We start from the raw sequence: 17,055 nt of genomic DNA, 5'->3' as shown, positions 1-17,055 counted from the left end.
CGCCACCCGGCAAGATCGAGTAGGAGGCGGATTTACATCCGCCGTCCTCTCACCGTACGTACGGTTCCGTATACGGCGGTTCAGGTTATGCGGCTAAGCCGATTGATCGTATCCAGTATTGAGACCAGTCCCAGCCTATCCCACAGTTTCTTCGGTAGCGCTTGATTCAGATGCGCAGCTCCGGAACTCCACCATGGGCCACGGCCATTGAACGCCGATATGCAGGCGCGGGCCCTGCTGAGCCCTAGGCGTATCAGGTTACGAGCCCTTGTTGAGGGCCGCTTCCATTGGCGCCAGATCACACAACGAAGTTTATGCCGTACCCAGCCGTCCAGTTCCTCAAACGCTCGCTTGCTCTGGATGAGCTTGAAGTAACCCGCCCAACCGCGCAGTACAGGATTGATCCGCTCGATAGTTGTCGCCATCTTGCGGCCCTCTGCCCCGCGCAGCAGTTCTCTAAGCCGGTCGCGTAAGCGACCCAGGCTCATCTTCGCCACTTTCAGCTTCGGCTGCTTATGCCAGCTCATCCCGTAACCCAGGTAATCACAAACCCAAGGGCGTGCCACACGACTCTTTTCCCGGTTCAACGTCAGTTTCAGACGCTGACTCAAGAACCGTTCGACGCTGGTCATCACTCGCTCGCCAGCACGCCGACTGCGCACATAAATGTTCGCGTCATCGGCATAACGCACGAAACGATGACCTCGCCGTTCCAATTCGCGATCCAGTTCGTTAAGCAGGATATTCGACAGCAATGGCGACAGCGGGCCGCCTTGCGGCGTCCCCTCCTGCCGTTGGCCGACGAATCCGCCCGATATCACGCCCGCTTCGAGGTAACGGCGAATCAGCCTGAGCACGCGCTTGTCTTCGACTTGGCGCTCGACATAGGCCATCAGGACATCGTGGTTGACCCGATCAAAGAACTTCTCAAGATCGAGCTCCACGCACCAGCGGTGTCCCGCCGCCACATGAGCTCGGGCGGTTTCGATGGCTTGGTGAGCGCTTCTGCCCGGACGAAAACCGTAGCTGTAGTCCGAGAACAACGGATCGAAGAGCGGCGTGAGCTGTTGCAGCAAGGCCTGTTGGATCAGGCGATCCACGACACTGGGGATGCCCAGCTGCCTTGTTCCCCCTTTGGGTTTGGGGATGTCGACGGCGCGTACACCTTGCGGGTGATACTCGCCGGCCAGCAGCCGGCCCTTGAGGATCGGCCAATACTGTTTCACGTAGTCCGCCAATTGCTCGACCGTCATGCCATCGGCACCCGGCGCGCCCTTGTTGCTGACCACGCGTTGATACGCACGCCTAAGGTTGGCGGGTGCAAGCACCCGCTCCATCAGTGTTTCCGGCTCCGCGTTCGTCCACGTCACAGACGCCGTCGATACCTGTGCGCTGTCAGCCGTCATCCTCGGATTCTGTCCGGGACTCGGAGTAACAGTCTTCTCTGGGAGAAATTTCTGCATTTCGGTATTCGACGAGACTCTGACGCCTACTGGCGGCATAACCTGTTCGGCCCTTGGTGGCAGAGTTACTTGCCACTTACTACGGCCTCGGCTGACTTCTGCACGCTCATCCCGTCGCCTCACGACGCTCGGTAGCACAGTGGCAAACGTGCAGATCTCCCAGGGTAATTCGCGCGACCTTCCTGCTTATGCCTGTCGGATCTACGTCACAGCGTTCCGTGCAAGTATTGGGCTTTGACGATTATGGCCGTCTTACCCCGCTGCGCCGCCTCATCCGCTTCCTGTTCGTCAGGCCAGCATTTTGCCTCGGGCTTCCTTCAGATTCGCGGTCACCCACGACACCCTTGCCTCTGGCTAACACTTCCCCTTGCCGGGTGTGTAGAGGACTTTCACCTCCAAGTCACCAGCGAGGCCACCACAGCCAAGCTGGTTGCGCTTGCGCGCAACGCGCCATGCCTGGCGCACCATAAAAAAAGCCAACGCAGGTTGGCTTTTGGCAGCACGAAAAATGGGTTAAACGACAGATGACAGCACGAAGGAGGTCACGGTGTTTTCTACTCCAGGCAACGCGGCAATTTCAGTCCAGACCTTGTGCACCCGCTGCGGGCTCGCAGCGCCCACCCGCAACATCAAGTCGAACTCGCCGCTCATGACATCGCACTGGATGACTTCCGGAATTGCCCGCAGCGATTGCAACACTTCCGCTCCCCGCATCCGGTCGTAGCGGTAAACGAAAATCACCGCGTTGATGTTCGACGTCGCTTGTCGCCCCTCCCCCGTGCGTACCGTATATCCCTGTATTACACCGTCGCGTTCAAGTCTTTCTATGCGCTGGCGCACCGCATTGCGTGACAGATTGACCTTGGCCGCCAGTTCGGCGTGTGCAGCCCTGGCATTGAGCTGTAGTTCCGCGATGATGTGTTCATCGAGAGGGTCCAGAATTCGCTTCACTTGACCTCCTGTTGGCGCGCCTTCACAGCGCGCCGAGCAGTTCATGGATGGTATCGAGGTCGTCCGGTTGAATCCGGTAAACCTGCGCCTGTCCTAGCGTCGCGACCTCAGGGTGCAGCCCCGCCACACTGATGCCTAACTCGCCAAGCAGTGCTGCCGACTTGACCGGTGAGATTTCCCCCAGGGTCACCATTGGCGCCACCAGGCTTCGCCGATACAACCTGGCGGCCAGCACGCCAGTGGCCGTGTGCGGGTCGATGACGTAACCGGTGTCGTGATACAACGAGGTGATTTCAGTCAGCGTCTGCTCATCACTGACGGCGTAGGAGTCGATGATCATCCGCGCCTGCAACCAGAACTCGTTGGCGATGACCATCTCGCCGCTGGACTCGAACCCCTCCATCAGGGCACACACCGCCTGGTCGTCATGCCCGTAGAGCTCCCAAAGGAACCGTTCCAGATTGGAAAAGATCGACAGGTCCATGGCAGGCGAAAGCGTCTTGTTGGCTCGTGACCTGCTGTAGTGGTTCTTCTGAAACAACTGATGCAACGCGTCATTCTGGTTGGTCGCAACAATCATCTGGGTGATCGGCAGGCCCATTTTTTGCGCGATATAGCCTGCATACACCTCGGCAAAACTCGCCGCAGGCACGCTGAAACCGATCGGACGCTGGCCACCCCCCAGTTGCAACACAGCGTGGAAGTAAAACACCAGTTGCGCCAACACACTGACCCAGTTACTGGAGTTGAAACTGATCGCCTCGTACTGCGCATACGGCCATTGTCGGAACAGCCGGGTGACGATGGTCTGGCACTCGTCGAAGCTGCCGTTGACCGCGAACTGATGAACCCTCGGGTGCGCCGCTGCTTGCAGATGCTGGAGTTGGTCCCGGGGAACGCCCTTCTCTGGGTAAAACACCACCACGCAGGTGTCCTCGCAGCGCTTGAACGCCTCGATGGCCGCCAGCCCGGTATCGCCGTTGGTGGCACCGATCACTACCCCGCGACGCCCGCGCTTGCGCAGAAAATACGGCACCAGCCGCGCCTGCAACTGCGCGGCAAAATCCTTCGAGGAGCGAGTCGGCCCGTGGAACAGTTCCAGCACCCACTCGTTACGATCGACCTGATGCAAAGGCGCCAGGGAACGATGGCTGAATTGACTGCCAGCCTCTTTGAGCAGGCGCTTGAGGTCTGTCTCGGGGATCGCCCCCCCCACGAACGGACTGATCACCCTGTAGGCCAGTTCGTCATAGGGCAAGGTCGACCAGTTGGCGATGTCCTGCGCTTCAAACAGCGGCAGTTCGAGCGGTACGAACAGCCCACCGTCCTCGGCAATGCCAGACAATACGACCTGTTCGAAGTCGACCTGCACGGCCGAATTTCGGGTACTTACATAACGCATGGTTGGCTCCGGCCATTCATTTGAAACGATGTGCCTGCTCGACCAGCCAGGTGGAAAACATCACCGCGTCGGGGTGCTGCTCGGCCCCGGAACCGCGCACAAGGTAAAAAGACTCGCTGGCTTCGATACGCTGGGTAAAGGGTTCGACCAATCGTCCATCCTGAAGCATTTCCTCCACCATCGAGGACCGCGCCAAGGCGATTCCCTGCCCTAACTCGGCCATGCGCAAAGTGGAAATCAATGTGTCGAACTGCATGCCGGTCGAGGAGTCGACGGTGTCCGCACCGACCATGTTCAACCAGTAACCCCAACCCTCTTCGTAACCCAGAACATGCAACAGCGGATGGTGCGACACGTCCACGGGGACCGTCAGCGGCGACCTCGCCATCAGGTCCGGCGAGCAGACCGGGAACAACGTGTCCCAGGTCAGGCGCTGCGACACCAGGCCGGGCCATTGACCGTGGCCCCAGCGAATCTCCATGTCATCCTCACCGTCCAGTTCCTTGACCCAGATATTGCTGATGTAGCGGATATCGACATGCGGATGCGCCTGGCTAAACCCCGCCAGCTTGGGCGCCAGCCAATGCACGAAGAACGCCAGGCTGCCACGCACCTTGATCGGTCGACGCTTGTGCTGACCAAAAATTTCGTTGGTCCCCACTGCCAGCCGCGTGATCGCATCCTGCACCACCGGCAGATACGCCTGGCCTTCCTCGGTCAGTCCCAGACCTCGGGGCAAGCGTTTGAACAGTGCTACCCCAAGATGGCTTTCCAGTTGGCGGATCTGCTGACTGACTGCCCCCTGGGTCAAAAACAGCTCTTCGGCAGCATGGGTGAAGTTCAAACAGCGGGCAGACACCTCGAATGCCCGCAGCCAGTTCAATGGGGGTAGCGTCTTTTGCTTCATGGCTTGAACCTCTAGGACGCCCCCTCCACCGAGCACGCTTGCCCATCCCGTCGACGCGGACTAGAACGCATCGGACGGTTGTGCCAAGGGGGCAACCGACAAGCGTCGCTCGCGGCTTTTGCGGGTAATGTAATACACGAAATAGCACCAGGCGATGAAAGGCAAACCGAAGTACAACGCCACTCGCTGCTCCGGATCGAACGCAATCCCGACACACGCCAGACTGCAGCAGACCAGCGCTCCCAACGGCACCCATGGATAACCCCGGACACGGAATTTCAAGTCGCGGATGTCACCGCCGTTGGCCACATAGTGACGGCGGAAAGCAATCTGGCTCGCAGCGATGCTCATCCAGACCACTACGACCGCCAATCCAGAGATCGACACCAGCGCCAGATAGATGGTGTTGGCGGCAAACACACTGCTGAGCAACGAGGCAGCCCCACCCGCCATGCTGACGATAATCGCGTTGAGCGGCGTGCCCATGCGCGTCAGTGCCGAGAACCGCTTGGGCAGGTGACCCTGGTCACTCAGGGTCCAGAGCATCCGTGACGCGGCATACAAACCTGAGTTGGCGGCCGACAGCAAGGCACTGATGATCACGAAATTCATGATGTCTGCCGAATATGGAATCCCGATGTAAGTGAACACCGTGACGAATGGACTCTCTACGAGACCGGCCTGTTCTCGGGGCAATAGTGTTGCCAGGACGAAAATGGTCCCCACGAAAAAGATCGCCAGGCGCAGCACGGTCGTGCGAATGGCGCGCGGCACGTTGCGCTGCGGATCCTTGGTTTCCCCAGCGGCAATACCGATCAACTCAGTGCCGGAGAACGCAAAGGAGACCGCCAGTAACGTCATGGCAATCGGCATGAAACCGGTAGGGAAAAGCCCCTCGCGAGTGAAGTTGCTCAGCCCGATACTGTGAGCCTGATCGATATGCAGCAGGCCGAGAATCGCGCCACCACCGATTAGCAGAAACACCACCACGGTCACCACTTTGACCAGTGACAACCAGAATTCGGTCTCAGCGAACAAGCGCACGGATATCACGTTGGTCAGAAACACCAAGCCTGCGAACAGCGCACTCCAAATCCATACCGGTGTATCCGGATACCAACGCGCCATCAGAATCCCGGCGGCGGTAAATTCAGAGCCGATTGCCACAGTCCAGGTCAGCCAATACAGCCACGCCACGGTGTAGCCGGTGCCGGGTCCGAGAAAACGAGTGGCGTAGGTGCTGAACGAACCCGTTTCCGGCATATGCACCGCCAATTCGCCCAAGCACATCATGACCATGTAAACCATGAGTGCGCCGATGATGTAAGCGATGACCGCACCCAACGGACCGGCCTGGTTAACGGTGTACCCGGACGTTAGAAACAGCCCGGTACCAATGACGCCACCCAATGCCAACATGACAATATGGCGTGTCTGCATTTCCTGTTTAAAACCGGTACGTGTGTTGAGTTGTTCTTCTTTTATGGACATGGTTGCTCTCATGAAAGTTGTTAGGGCGCGCATTAACGTCTGCGATGAGTTACGGGGCAGAGTAAAAACAGGTCGCCACTAGTTTTATTATTATTCCACTTCATGAACGCCTCACTAACGGCCTTGTCGTGAGGTACTAACGTTAAAACTTCAGCTTGCTGCCTCGATGCACGTTTTGTTGTTTGAGTGCTGTGTGTTTGCCTGTGCCAGCTCATCGCGCGAACACCTGACAAAAGCGAACGCCTGCTTCAAATCGTCGAGCAGATCGTCAGTGTCTTCAATGCCGACCGAGACCCGCACCAGTCCTTCGGAGATACCCAGAGCCAGTCGTTCCTCCAGCGTGTTCTCGACATGGCTGGTGGTCCGGGCCGGGCCGTAAATGGTTTCCACTGCACCGAGATTGCCCGCGCAGTGGGCGAATCGCAGACGTGGCAAGAGCACCTTGACCGTGTCCATCCCACCGACCAGAACAAAACTGACGATGGCGCCGAAGCCGGACATTTGCGTACACGCCACAGCGTGGTTCGGATGACCGGGCAAGCCGGGATAATTGACCGATTCCACCAACGGTTCGGTGCAGAGGAACTCCACCAGGGCACGGGCACTGCGTTGCTGTTGACGCATGCGCAGCACCAGCGTTTTCATGCCCCGGATGATCATGTAGGCCGAGAACGGGTCGAGCGTCGCACCGTTGATTTCCCGGTAATGACGAACCTTGGCCATCAAGGATTCGTTACCGCACACCAGACCGCCGAGCACATCGCCATGGCCACTGAGGAACTTGGTCGCGCTGTGGATGACCACGTCCACCCCTAACGCCAGGGGGTTTTGATTCAACGGCGTGGCAAAGGTGTTGTCCGCCACCACCACCGCACCGACGCGCTTGGCTGCAGCTACCAGACGCTGGATATCGAGTATTTTCAGGGTCGGGTTGGTCGGCGTTTCCAGGTACACCAACTGGCAGCCTTTGGCGATTTCACGCTCGATCTCCTCGTGATCGAACGTCTCGCACAAGGTCACCTCCACACCCGTGCGCGGCAGGAACTCTTCGAAAATCTTGTTGGTGCCACCGTAGCTGTCCTTGGTTGACACCACACGATCGCCATTGGCCAGGAAGGTGAAAAGCACACTGCTGATCGCCGCCATGCCGCTGCTGAAGGCCACGGCGGACTCGGCCATTTCCAACTCACGAATTTTTGCTTCGAGAATCTCGACCGTCGGGTTGCTCATGCGGCTGTAGATAAAGCCCGGCGTCTTGCCCAACGCAACGTCGTACCAGACGTCGATGTCGTCGTAACCGTAAGCGGCGCTGACCACGATCGGTGTTTGAGTGGCGTTGTAGGGGTGCCTGACTTGCTCCCCGCCCCAGACCGCTCGGGTCCCCGCTCCGGCGTTATCAAGCCCTGTGTTGTCAGGTTTATTGTTCATTAAGACTACTCGCACTGAGGGTGGTGAGTGTTGAGTCATTCACCAGATCTGGCGGCCAATATATTGAAAAGCGGTGCGCCCGAGAAACGATGTTATCGGTGCCAAAGGGCTGCTTTTTTTAATGGCTGAACGTATTAAGCGATGGCGCAGAATTTTTTCAGGGCCTGTTTTTTCGGTCTTTGTCGACCGCGACCCGGGCATTGAGATTGATCTCACCGTGACCAATAAAATGGTCGACGTGATTGGAGAGGTCCACGATGCAGGCATTCGTTTTGTCGGGTCTGTACCGAAGGACATGATCGCTCAGCAGCTGTCGCCCGATGTCGCCTGGACCAGGCGTCGGGGCTCCGGATTACCTCAATCGTTTTACCCCCTGCTCGATTTGGGTATCGCGATACGGCTACTGGTCTTGACCTCGCGTAACGACAAACTGGACTGGATGGAGGCAATACCCACCTGACGCCTGAGAACCTGCTCGATAAAGTCACTGTAGCTATCAAGATCCTCTGCCAGCACTTGCAGCACGTAATCGGCATCCCCGGTGATCTTGTGACAGGACAACACTTCGGGCAATTGCGCAATCACCGCCTCGAAGGCGTCCGGAGCGTGATCGGCGTGGGTGGAAAAACGGATGTGCACGAACGCCAGGATATCCAGCCCCAGCATTCGTCGATCAAGGTTGGCTTGGTAGCCCTTTATCACGCCCGCCTCCTCCATTCTCTTACGCCGTCGCCAGCAAGGCGTAAGGCTTAACGACAGCCGTTCACTGAGCTCGGCGTTGGAAATACTCGCGTCTTCCTGCAGCAACGCGAGAATCGCCAGGTCGGTGTCGTCGAGACTGATGCGCTTGGATGTTTTTTTCTGCATTACGCCATTCCTGAGTAAAAATTCCCGAATAATCTAGTAAATCACGAAAACAAAGCAAAGAAAGCACATCCCAGCCGGAACAGAATATTTGCACTGGTTCACATCAACGGATGCGCACAATGTTTACAGTTTTCAGTGATTCCCACCGTTTGCACCATGGCACCGAATTGAAAGACGGCGTGCTCAAGCAGTCCTTCGAACAGCCCAGTCGGGCCGATACCGTCCATCATCGGGTCAAACAGGTAGGGCTTGGCCAGGTCATCGAACCGCGAGTATTTGACAGGGCGTGCTATGTCAACGCGCACAGCGAGCGCTATGTAGCCTTTCTGGAAAACGCCTGGTCTGAATGGAGCGCAACCGGACGCACCCACGATGCCTTGCCGCTGGTATGGCCTGTGCGCGATCTGGCCAACGAGCAAGTGCCGACTTTCATCGACGGCAAGCTGGGTTTCTACGCCATGGATGCCGGCTCCCCGATTACCGCCACCACATGGCACGCGGTAAAAACCAGCGCCGATATCGCGCTGACCGGACTGGCGCTGATCGATGAAGGCCACGACAGTGCCTTTGCCTTGTGCCGCCCGCCCGGCCATCACGCAGCACGCGAATACATGGGCGGCTACTGCTATCTCAACAACGCAGCCATTGCCGCACAGCAGGCTATTACCCGAGGCGCCAAGCGTGTCGCTGTATTGGACGTCGACTTTCATCATGGCAACGGCACCCAGAACATTTTCTACGGGCGCAGTGACGTCATGTTTGTCTCGCTGCACGGCGAACCGACGGTGTCCTATCCGTACTACTCAGGCTACAGCCACGAAGTAGGCGCTGGCCACGGCGAAGGTTACAACCTGAACTATCCGCTGCCGAAGAACACCACTTGGGAAAGCTACCGCAACGCCTTGCTCCACGCCTGCAAGAAACTCCAGCAATTTGCCCCTGAAGTACTGGTTATTTCACTGGGCGTCGACACGTTCAAGGACGACCCCATCAGCCACTTCTTGCTGGAAAGCGAAGACTTCATCGGCATCGGCGAGCTGATAGCGGGCGCGGGCTGCCCCACCCTGTTTGTGATGGAAGGCGGCTACATGGTCGATGAAATCGGGATCAATGCGGTCAACGTGCTGCATGGCTACGAGAGCAAACGCGCCTGAGTCATCCCCTGAATCGCAGCGTTTCAACTATTGAATCGGAGAATAAAAACATGACTCTTTTTATAGACGTCGATCATGCCGCACGCCTGTTCGCCAAGGTAGGAGTCCGCCGGGCAATCCGCGAAATGGCGGCTTACATCGAAGCTGACTACTCACGCTGGGCGCAGTTTGATAAGTCGCCTCGCACCGCCAATCATTCGGCCGCCGGTGTGATCGAGTTGATGCCGACCGACGATGGCCAACAGTACTCGTTCAAATACGTGAATGGCCACCCGGACAACGGTCAAAGGGACTTGCTGACGGTCATGGCCTTCGGTGTCCTGGCCGATGTCCACAGTGGCTATCCAACCCTGCTCAGTGAACTGACGCTGACCACAGCCGTGCGCACTGCCGCGACCTCTGCCTTGGTCGCGCAGTCTATGGCGCGCCCCGGTGCAAGCATCATGGCAATCATCGGCAATGGCGCTCAGAGCGAATTTCAAGCCCTCGCCTTCCACGAAATGCTGTCCATCAAGGAATTACGCATTTTCGATATCGATCGCGACGCTTCACTCAAGTTGAAGCACAACCTGTCCGCATTCCCGGATATTGAGGTGATTCTGGCCAACTCGGTACAGGAAGCGGTCAAGGGCGCGCACATCGTCACCACAGTTACCGCAGACAAAGCCTATGCGACGATTCTGACGCCCGAGATGATCGAGCCCGGCATGCATATCAATGCCGTCGGCGGTGACTGCCCGGGGAAAACCGAACTGCACGCCGACATTCTGCGCAATGCCCGGGTCATCGTTGAGTTTGAACCTCAAACCCGGATTGAAGGCGATATTCAACAACTGGAGCCTGACTTTCCCGTCGTGGAGTTTTTCCGGATTGTTCAGGGCGAAGTCCCGGGCCGCGAGAACGACGCACAGGTCACCGTTTTCGATTCGGTGGGGTTTGCCCTGGAAGACTTTTCGTCACTGCGCTACCTGCACGACCTGGCGCGCAAGCATGCCATCGGTGAGCGCATCCATCTGGTGCCGACGCCTGCCAACATAAAAAATCTCTACCAACTGCTTGGGCAGCAACCAGCAGTTCTCTCGCGCCTGCGCACAGTCAGCTGATAGCCCCCTGAGCAAATGCCAATGGGCCGTGCACCTTGTTAGCGGAGGAGAAACCCTGCCACCCCCAAACCACCACCGTCAGTAGCCGTTGCATCTCTAACAAGAACGCTAGACACCCACTTTCTGCCAAAACACAAAAACATAAAATCAAGAGGTTTTGTAATGAAATCGACTCCATCCGAGCGGGTTGAACAGCCCGCGCTGCAGCGCACGCTCAGCAATCGTCACATTCAATTAATGGCCATGGGAGGTGCCATCGGTACAGGTCTGTTCATGGGTTCCGGGAAGATCATTGCCCTCTCGGGCACGTCGATCATCCTCATTTATATGATCATCGGGATGTTCGTCTACTTCGTCATGCGCGCCATGGGCGAACTGTTGCTCTCCAACTTGAACTTCAAAAGCTTTGCGGATTTTGCCGGTGCTTACCTTGGCCCGCGAGCGGCATTTTTCCTCGGTTGGTCGTACTGGCTGAGTTGGAGCGTCGCGGTGGTGGGCGATGCCGTGGTGGTCGGCGGCTTCTTTCAGTACTGGTTCCCCGATGTAGCCGCCTGGATACCGGCCATCGGTATGCTAATGACGTTGTTTGCCTTGAACGTACTGACCGTGAGGCTTTTCGGTGAAGTGGAGTTCTGGTTCGCAATCATCAAGATCATTGCTGTCGTCACCCTGATTGGGGTCAGCATGGTGCTGATTGCCAGCTCCTTTGTCTCACCCAATGGCGTCACGGCATCCCTGAGCCACCTGCTGGATAAACAGGCAACCTTTCCTAACGGCTTATTCGGTTTCTTCGCCGGTTTCCAGATGGCCATCTTCTCATTTGCCGGCACCGAGCTGATCGGCATCGCTGCCGCCGAAACCCGTTCCCCCGAGAAGACCCTGCCTAAAGCCATCAACTCGATACCGCTGAGAATCATCCTGTTTTATGTGTTGGCACTGGCCTGCATTATTGCAGTGACTTCCTGGCAGCAGGTTTCGCCCAGCAAGAGCCCCTTCGTCGAACTGTTTCTGGTTGCAGGGTTTCCCGCAGCAGCAGGTATCGTTAACTTTGTGGTGCTGACGTCTGCCGCCTCATCGGCTAACAGTGGCGTATTTTCTTCCAGTCGTATGCTGTTTGGATTGGCTAATCACGACAATGCTCCGGGGATTTTTCGGCGCCTGTCGAGCAGTAGCGTGCCCTTGCTAAGCCTGGCGTTCACGACACTGTTGATGCTGGTGGGTGTACTGCTGCTTTTCATCGTTCCGGAAGTCATGACAGCGTTCACCATCGTCTCTACCGTGTCGGCGATCCTGGTGATTTTCACTTGGTCGACCATCCTCGCGTCGTACATTGCCTATCGCAAAAGCCGACCCGACCTGCATGCGCAATCGGCCTACAAGATGCCTGGTGGCGTGCCGATGGCCTGGTTCTCCTTGGCGTTCCTAGGGTTTGTTCTCTGCCTGCTGGCATTAAGACCTGACACTCGTATTGCCTTGCTGGTCATGCCCGGGTGGTTCATTTGGTTGGCAATTGCTTATCAGCTGACCCATTCCAGAAAGCTAAAATCCGCTGCTGGATCGGCAAATCAATACAGCTGATGTTCACCTGCCGCCTCTTGGTGCCGATGCAGTGAAACGTGCTTGAGCAACGTGGCGTTTGTGGGGCGCTGCGTTGCGTCCCACTGCCGATCACCCCACCCCCAATCCGGTGGGCTTGGTCGTGTAGAAAGAAGCGAAAATCTGGTCGGTGTTTTCCGAGGCGAATCAACCTCGACAATTCGGTGCGCCCGGATCGACCTCGATACCTACCGCCACATCACCCATAGCTGTCGATCACGTGTTGGACGGTGATTGCGGCGTATCGGGATTGAGTTGCTGACGTCTGAATTGCCCTGGAGGCTGGCCATGTATCTGGCGAAAGCGTCGGGAGAAATAAGCCTCGTCAGCGAAACCGCACAACCTCGCCACCTCCCCCACCGGTCGTGTGCCATTGAGCAGATAATTGCGTGCCGCGTGCATCCTGCGCTCGAGCACCAGCTCAGTGAAGGTCTTGCCGATTTCCTTGCGCAACCAGTGCGTCAGATACGTCGGTGACAGGTAAGTCGCAGCAGCCACCTTGATCAGGTTGAGATCGGGGTCGGCAATATTCTTGCGCAAGTATTCGGACATCCTGCTCAGCGCATCGCGTCGGCTGACTTCGGCGGCATTCTCTTCGGCCAACCGTTTCAGCGGCTCGGCATAGAGGGCACAGACGCTCCCCACCAATTGCAGCAGCAAGCCCTTGAGCATCTCGCGGGTGCCGAACTGACGGTTCTCATCCAGGACTCGCATCTGTTCGATCAAGGCACAGACTTTGCGAAAGTCCTCATCACCCAGAATGAAATCCAGATGTTCCTGGAAGCGGAATGGCGACAACTCGGGCGCCAACAGAATCGAGACCTCCTCCAGGTCCATCGGGTCGCACTGCAAGTGCGGCAGCAGAAAGGTCTGGGAAAAATTGATCACCATGAAATTGCTGTCGGCCGGATGCGGAATCACGTGCACGCGATGCGGCAGGATGAAGGCCAGCGTATTGCGCGGAAACGGACGTTCGACGTTGCCGATGTGCTGCACGGTATCGCCACCGAGGTTGACTTGGATCTGGAAATACTCATGGCGATGCGGGCTGGTTTCGGCGCGCCGTCCCTTTTTGTCGCGGATGTAAAAGTCCGTCAATTCGCTGCGTTGCTGCATGACGTAGGTGGGCACTCGATCGGGTGACGACATCGCCTGGGATTCCTCGACAGGTACATGGACAGGTTGTCGTCGCGCCGAGATGCAAGCGGCGACTGCGGTGATTGTGAAGGCAGACACCGCTGGCTTCAACACGTCATAGGATGACAACGAAATACAGAGAATTAATTGTATCCGTGTGTGATGTGTCGTCTGTCCAAAAAACTACGAGCACACATAAATATTTAATCATTCAAAAACAATTACTTATTAAACAAATAAAGCATAACCAAGGAAATTAACTGATTTGATTTTTCTTGGACACCTGCATTGATCTCCTTTTCCAGAAGAAAAAACGATCTAACGCCTCCGTTGATTTTGAGAGGTTGTACGACCACTGTGACAACCAATGCAGCCCGACCCTTCCAAAAACAATCAAAAGGTGCGCACGTGATGAACCTGTTTTTCCCCCTCGCTAACCCTCCCCCGATCGAGCCAGTCCGAAGGCGTATCTGAGCGCCTGACAGTAGCTGTCCGCGCCTCTCATTCAAGTAGCGATTGCTCTGCCCCGACACTGGGGGCATCGGCTTCGGCTGCGCGCGAACATCTCGATTCTTCTAACAATAAAAAGGTCTACTCATGTCGAACTCGCAAACCTCCCCGTCCACCGCACCGCCGGTGAGCGCCGGCGCCCGGGACGCCCTATTGCCTCAGCGACTGCCGACGCGTCGGCGCTGGTTCATGCTGTCATTGCTGCTGATTGCGACCATCATCAACTACATCGACCGCGTGAACATCTCGATTGCCGCACCGTTCATGGCCAAGGATCTGGGCCTGGACAAGATCGAAATGGGCCTGATTTTTTCCGCGTTTGCCTGGACCTACGCACTCGCCTTGGTCCCCGCCGGGTTCATTGCCGATCGCTTCGGTTCCCGGTTCACTTACGGGGTGTCGCTGATCAGTTGGTCGACGGTCACCGTGTGCCAAGGCTTTGCCACCGGGTTCGCTTCGCTGTTCGGGCTGCGCCTGGCCGTCGGTGCCATGGAAGCTCCAGCGTTTCCGGCCAACAGCCGAGCGGTCACGGTGTGGTTCCCGGCCCGCGAACGGGGGCTGGCCAGCAGCATTTACGTGTGCGGCCAGTATTTGGGCACCGCGCTGTTTACCGGCGCGCTGTTATGGCTGGCCACTACCTACGACTGGCGCCATGTTTTCTACAGCACCGGGATACTCGGCATTGTGTTCGGTGTGATCTGGCTCTACTTGTACCGCGATCCGCTGAGCTGCAAGAACGTCAGCCCGGAAGAACTGAAGTACATCGAAGCCGGGGGTGGCCTGGTCAAGAGCAGTCAGGAGCGCACCAAATTCAACTGGCGGCAGATCGCCGAGTTGTTCAGCTATCGGCAGATCTGGGCGATTTGCATCGGCAAGTTCGCCAGCACCTCGGCGCTGTACTTCTTCCTGACCTGGTTCCCGACGTACCTGATCGAAGAGCGCAAGCTGACCATGATCAAGGCCGGGATCTTTGCGGTGCTGCCGTTCGTGGGCGCTACCGTCGGCATTCTGCTGGCCGGCATCGTCTCCGACTTGCTGATACGCCGTGGTTACTCAATGTCCTTCGCTCGCAAGTTGCCATTGGTAGTCGGATCGATGCTGGGTATGTCGATTGTGCTGGTGAATTTCACCGACTCGAACGTGATCTGCATTGCCGTGCTCACCATTGCCTTCTTCGCCCAGGGAATCGCTTCGTCGTCGTGGGCGGCCGTATCGGAAGTCGCGCCCAAGGAACTGATCGGCCTGACCGGCGGGGTCACCAGCCTGGCCGCCAACATTGGCGGGATCGTCACCCCGATCGTGATTGGCGGCATCGTCCACGCGACAGGCTCGTTTGCCTACGCCTTCTGGTTCATTGGCGGCGTGGCGCTGATGGGGACCTTGTCCTATTCGTTGCTGCTCGGTCGCTTGTATCGCATCGAACTCAAGGCGCGCTGAGCCAAGACACCGTTTTTCTCCAACACGAAGCGGCATTCGTCCAACTTCGCAAAAGATTGCCGCCTTACGCTGACGCTTCTAACAGGACGACTACAAAAATGACGATGACCGAGTATGTATTTACCCCGGATCTGCCCGTGACCTTACCGGTTGCCGGCAGCCAGCAGCGCTTTCCCGTTGGCCGGGTATTTTGCGTCGGCCGCAACTACCCTTGGCCAGACACCCAAGGCCAGTCCCACCAGCCGCCAGTGTTCTTCATGAAACCGGCGAGCAACGTGGTGGATGCGGCGGGTGAAGTGACTTTCCCGCCATTGACCGAAGAGTTTGTCCATGAAATCGAATTGGTCGTGGCCATCGGTGAAGGCGGCGCCAATATTCCGGAGAGTCAGGCGCTGGCCTATGTCTGGGGCTATGCCGTCGGTCTTGATCTGACCCGTCGCGATGTCCAGCGCGCGGCCAAAAGCAATGGTTTGCCGTGGGAAGGTGCCAAGGTGTTCGACGGCGCCGCGCCGATGACCGCCATCGTGCCGGTGACTCGCGCCGGACACCCGGACGGCGATTTGTGGCTGAACGTCAACGGCGAAGAGCGCCAGCGCGACAGCCTCGACAGTCAGATCTGGTCAGTCAGTGAAATCATCAGCCGCATCTCGCAATCGGTAGCGCTCCGGGCCGGTGACTTGATCATGACCGGCAGCCCGGCGGGCGTCGATGTGCTGCAACCGGGCGACATCATCAACGCCRGGATCGACGGCATCGGCCAACTGGAAATGCCCGTCGGTCAGCGACCTTGAACCCAGCAACGCCCTCGTGAATTGAGAAAGGAGATAACAACATGTCCAGCCCTTTGAAAGTGGCCCTGGTCACCGGCGCCGGTAGCGGAATCGGCCGCGCCGTGGCCTTGGCTCTGATGGCCGACGGATTCACCCTGGTATTGGCCGGACGTCGGCCGGAGCCGTTGCAGGCCTTGGTCGAATTGGCGCTCAGCGAAGGACACGAAGCGCTGGCGGTGCCCACTGATGTGCGCGACCCGGCCAGCGTCGACGCGCTGTTTGCCACCATCACCGAGGTATACGGACGCCTCGACGTGGTGTTCAACAACGCCGGGGTCAACGCCCCTGCAGTGCCGCTCGATGAGCTGACGTTCGAGCAGTGGCGAAACGTGATCGACACCAACCTCAACGGCGTTTTCCTCTGCGCCCGTGGTGCCTTCGCACTGATGCGCCGGCAACAGCCACAGGGCGGACGCATCATCAATAACGGCTCGATCTCGGCGCATACCCCACGACCGTTCAGCAGCGCCTACACCGCCAGTAAACACGCGGTCCTGGGACTCACCAAATCCCTGGCCCTGGACGGGCGCGAATTCAACATCGCCTGCAGCCAGATCGACATTGGCAACGCCCTGACCGAAATGTCGGTGCGCATGACCAAAGGCGTGCGCCAGGCCAACGGCACCATCGCCGTGGAGCCGATGGTGGACGTCAAGCATGTGGCCGATGCCGTGCGTTACATCGCCGGCCTGCCGATGGAAGCGAACGTCCTGAACATGACTGTCATGGCCAGTGCCATGCCGTTTGCCGGTCGCGGTTAAACCGGCCTTTTTATTCCG

At 57.7% G+C, this 17,055-nt stretch carries 14 protein-coding genes; 6 read left to right on the top strand and 8 right to left on the bottom strand.

Annotated elements, in window-relative coordinates; all coding sequences use genetic code 11:
* Window positions 1–80 precede the first annotated feature (80 nt).
* The 7 genes from ltrA to AC1DVE_RS03855 form a co-directional block, all read right to left on the bottom strand.
* Window positions 81–1,502: a group II intron reverse transcriptase/maturase gene (ltrA, locus tag AC1DVE_RS03885; protein ID WP_477783778.1), complete on the bottom strand. Its 1,422-nt coding sequence runs from the start codon at window positions 1,500–1,502 to the stop codon at window positions 81–83.
* 474 nt (window positions 1,503–1,976) lie between these two features.
* The gene (locus tag AC1DVE_RS03880) at window positions 1,977–2,414 is read right to left on the bottom strand and encodes an Lrp/AsnC family transcriptional regulator (RefSeq protein ID WP_223459278.1); all 438 of its coding nucleotides are present in this window, start codon (window positions 2,412–2,414) and stop codon (window positions 1,977–1,979) included.
* A gap of 22 nt (window positions 2,415–2,436) precedes the next feature.
* Complete coding sequence (gene thrC / locus AC1DVE_RS03875; RefSeq protein ID WP_223542924.1) at window positions 2,437–3,816, bottom strand: threonine synthase; 1,380 nt, start codon at window positions 3,814–3,816, stop codon at window positions 2,437–2,439.
* A gap of 16 nt (window positions 3,817–3,832) precedes the next feature.
* Window positions 3,833–4,723, bottom strand: a complete 891-nt coding sequence (locus AC1DVE_RS03870) for a LysR substrate-binding domain-containing protein (RefSeq protein ID WP_071483363.1) — start codon at window positions 4,721–4,723, stop codon at window positions 3,833–3,835.
* Between the two features lie 60 nt (window positions 4,724–4,783).
* On the bottom strand, window positions 4,784–6,214 hold the full coding sequence (locus tag AC1DVE_RS03865; RefSeq protein WP_223459282.1) for an amino acid permease: 1,431 nt from the start codon (window positions 6,212–6,214) through the stop codon (window positions 4,784–4,786).
* 150 nt (window positions 6,215–6,364) lie between these two features.
* Entirely contained in the window at window positions 6,365–7,642 is a 1,278-nt protein-coding gene (locus tag AC1DVE_RS03860) for a cystathionine gamma-synthase family protein (RefSeq protein ID WP_477783777.1), read from the bottom strand.
* Between the two features lie 366 nt (window positions 7,643–8,008).
* Complete coding sequence (locus tag AC1DVE_RS03855) at window positions 8,009–8,509, bottom strand: Lrp/AsnC family transcriptional regulator (RefSeq protein ID WP_223459285.1); 501 nt, start codon at window positions 8,507–8,509, stop codon at window positions 8,009–8,011.
* Window positions 8,510–8,628: 119 nt separating this feature from the next.
* On the opposite strand from AC1DVE_RS03855, the gene AC1DVE_RS03850 reads away from it, so the two are divergent.
* From AC1DVE_RS03850 to AC1DVE_RS03840, 3 genes are all read left to right on the top strand, one after another.
* Window positions 8,629–9,663: a histone deacetylase family protein gene (locus tag AC1DVE_RS03850; RefSeq protein WP_223459287.1), complete on the top strand. Its 1,035-nt coding sequence runs from the start codon at window positions 8,629–8,631 to the stop codon at window positions 9,661–9,663.
* 50 nt (window positions 9,664–9,713) lie between these two features.
* A complete protein-coding gene (locus AC1DVE_RS03845; RefSeq protein ID WP_223459289.1) occupies window positions 9,714–10,766 on the top strand; it encodes an ornithine cyclodeaminase in 1,053 nt (350 codons plus the stop codon).
* Window positions 10,767–10,928: 162 nt separating this feature from the next.
* Complete coding sequence (locus tag AC1DVE_RS03840) at window positions 10,929–12,344, top strand: amino acid permease (RefSeq protein ID WP_223459290.1); 1,416 nt, start codon at window positions 10,929–10,931, stop codon at window positions 12,342–12,344.
* A 234-nt stretch (window positions 12,345–12,578) separates the two neighbouring features.
* Here the strand turns inward: AC1DVE_RS03840 and AC1DVE_RS03835 are convergent, their stop codons facing one another.
* Window positions 12,579–13,511: a helix-turn-helix transcriptional regulator gene (locus AC1DVE_RS03835; protein WP_046048641.1), complete on the bottom strand. Its 933-nt coding sequence runs from the start codon at window positions 13,509–13,511 to the stop codon at window positions 12,579–12,581.
* Between the two features lie 585 nt (window positions 13,512–14,096).
* Here AC1DVE_RS03835 and AC1DVE_RS03830 point away from each other — a divergent pair.
* From AC1DVE_RS03830 to AC1DVE_RS03820, 3 genes are all read left to right on the top strand, one after another.
* Window positions 14,097–15,446 (top strand): MFS transporter, encoded by a 1,350-nt coding sequence (locus AC1DVE_RS03830; protein WP_477783776.1) that lies wholly within the window; start codon window positions 14,097–14,099, stop codon window positions 15,444–15,446.
* A 98-nt stretch (window positions 15,447–15,544) separates the two neighbouring features.
* A complete protein-coding gene (locus AC1DVE_RS03825; RefSeq protein ID WP_477783775.1) occupies window positions 15,545–16,237 on the top strand; it encodes a fumarylacetoacetate hydrolase family protein in 693 nt (230 codons plus the stop codon).
* A gap of 41 nt (window positions 16,238–16,278) precedes the next feature.
* On the top strand, window positions 16,279–17,037 hold the full coding sequence (locus AC1DVE_RS03820) for an SDR family oxidoreductase (RefSeq protein ID WP_477783774.1): 759 nt from the start codon (window positions 16,279–16,281) through the stop codon (window positions 17,035–17,037).
* The last annotated feature ends 18 nt before the right edge of the window (window positions 17,038–17,055 follow it).

This window comes from Pseudomonas sp. P4_B4, assembly GCF_056402255.1.
The sequence above is the reverse complement of the archived record's forward strand: the minus strand, read 5'-3'. Positions and strand labels throughout refer to the sequence as shown.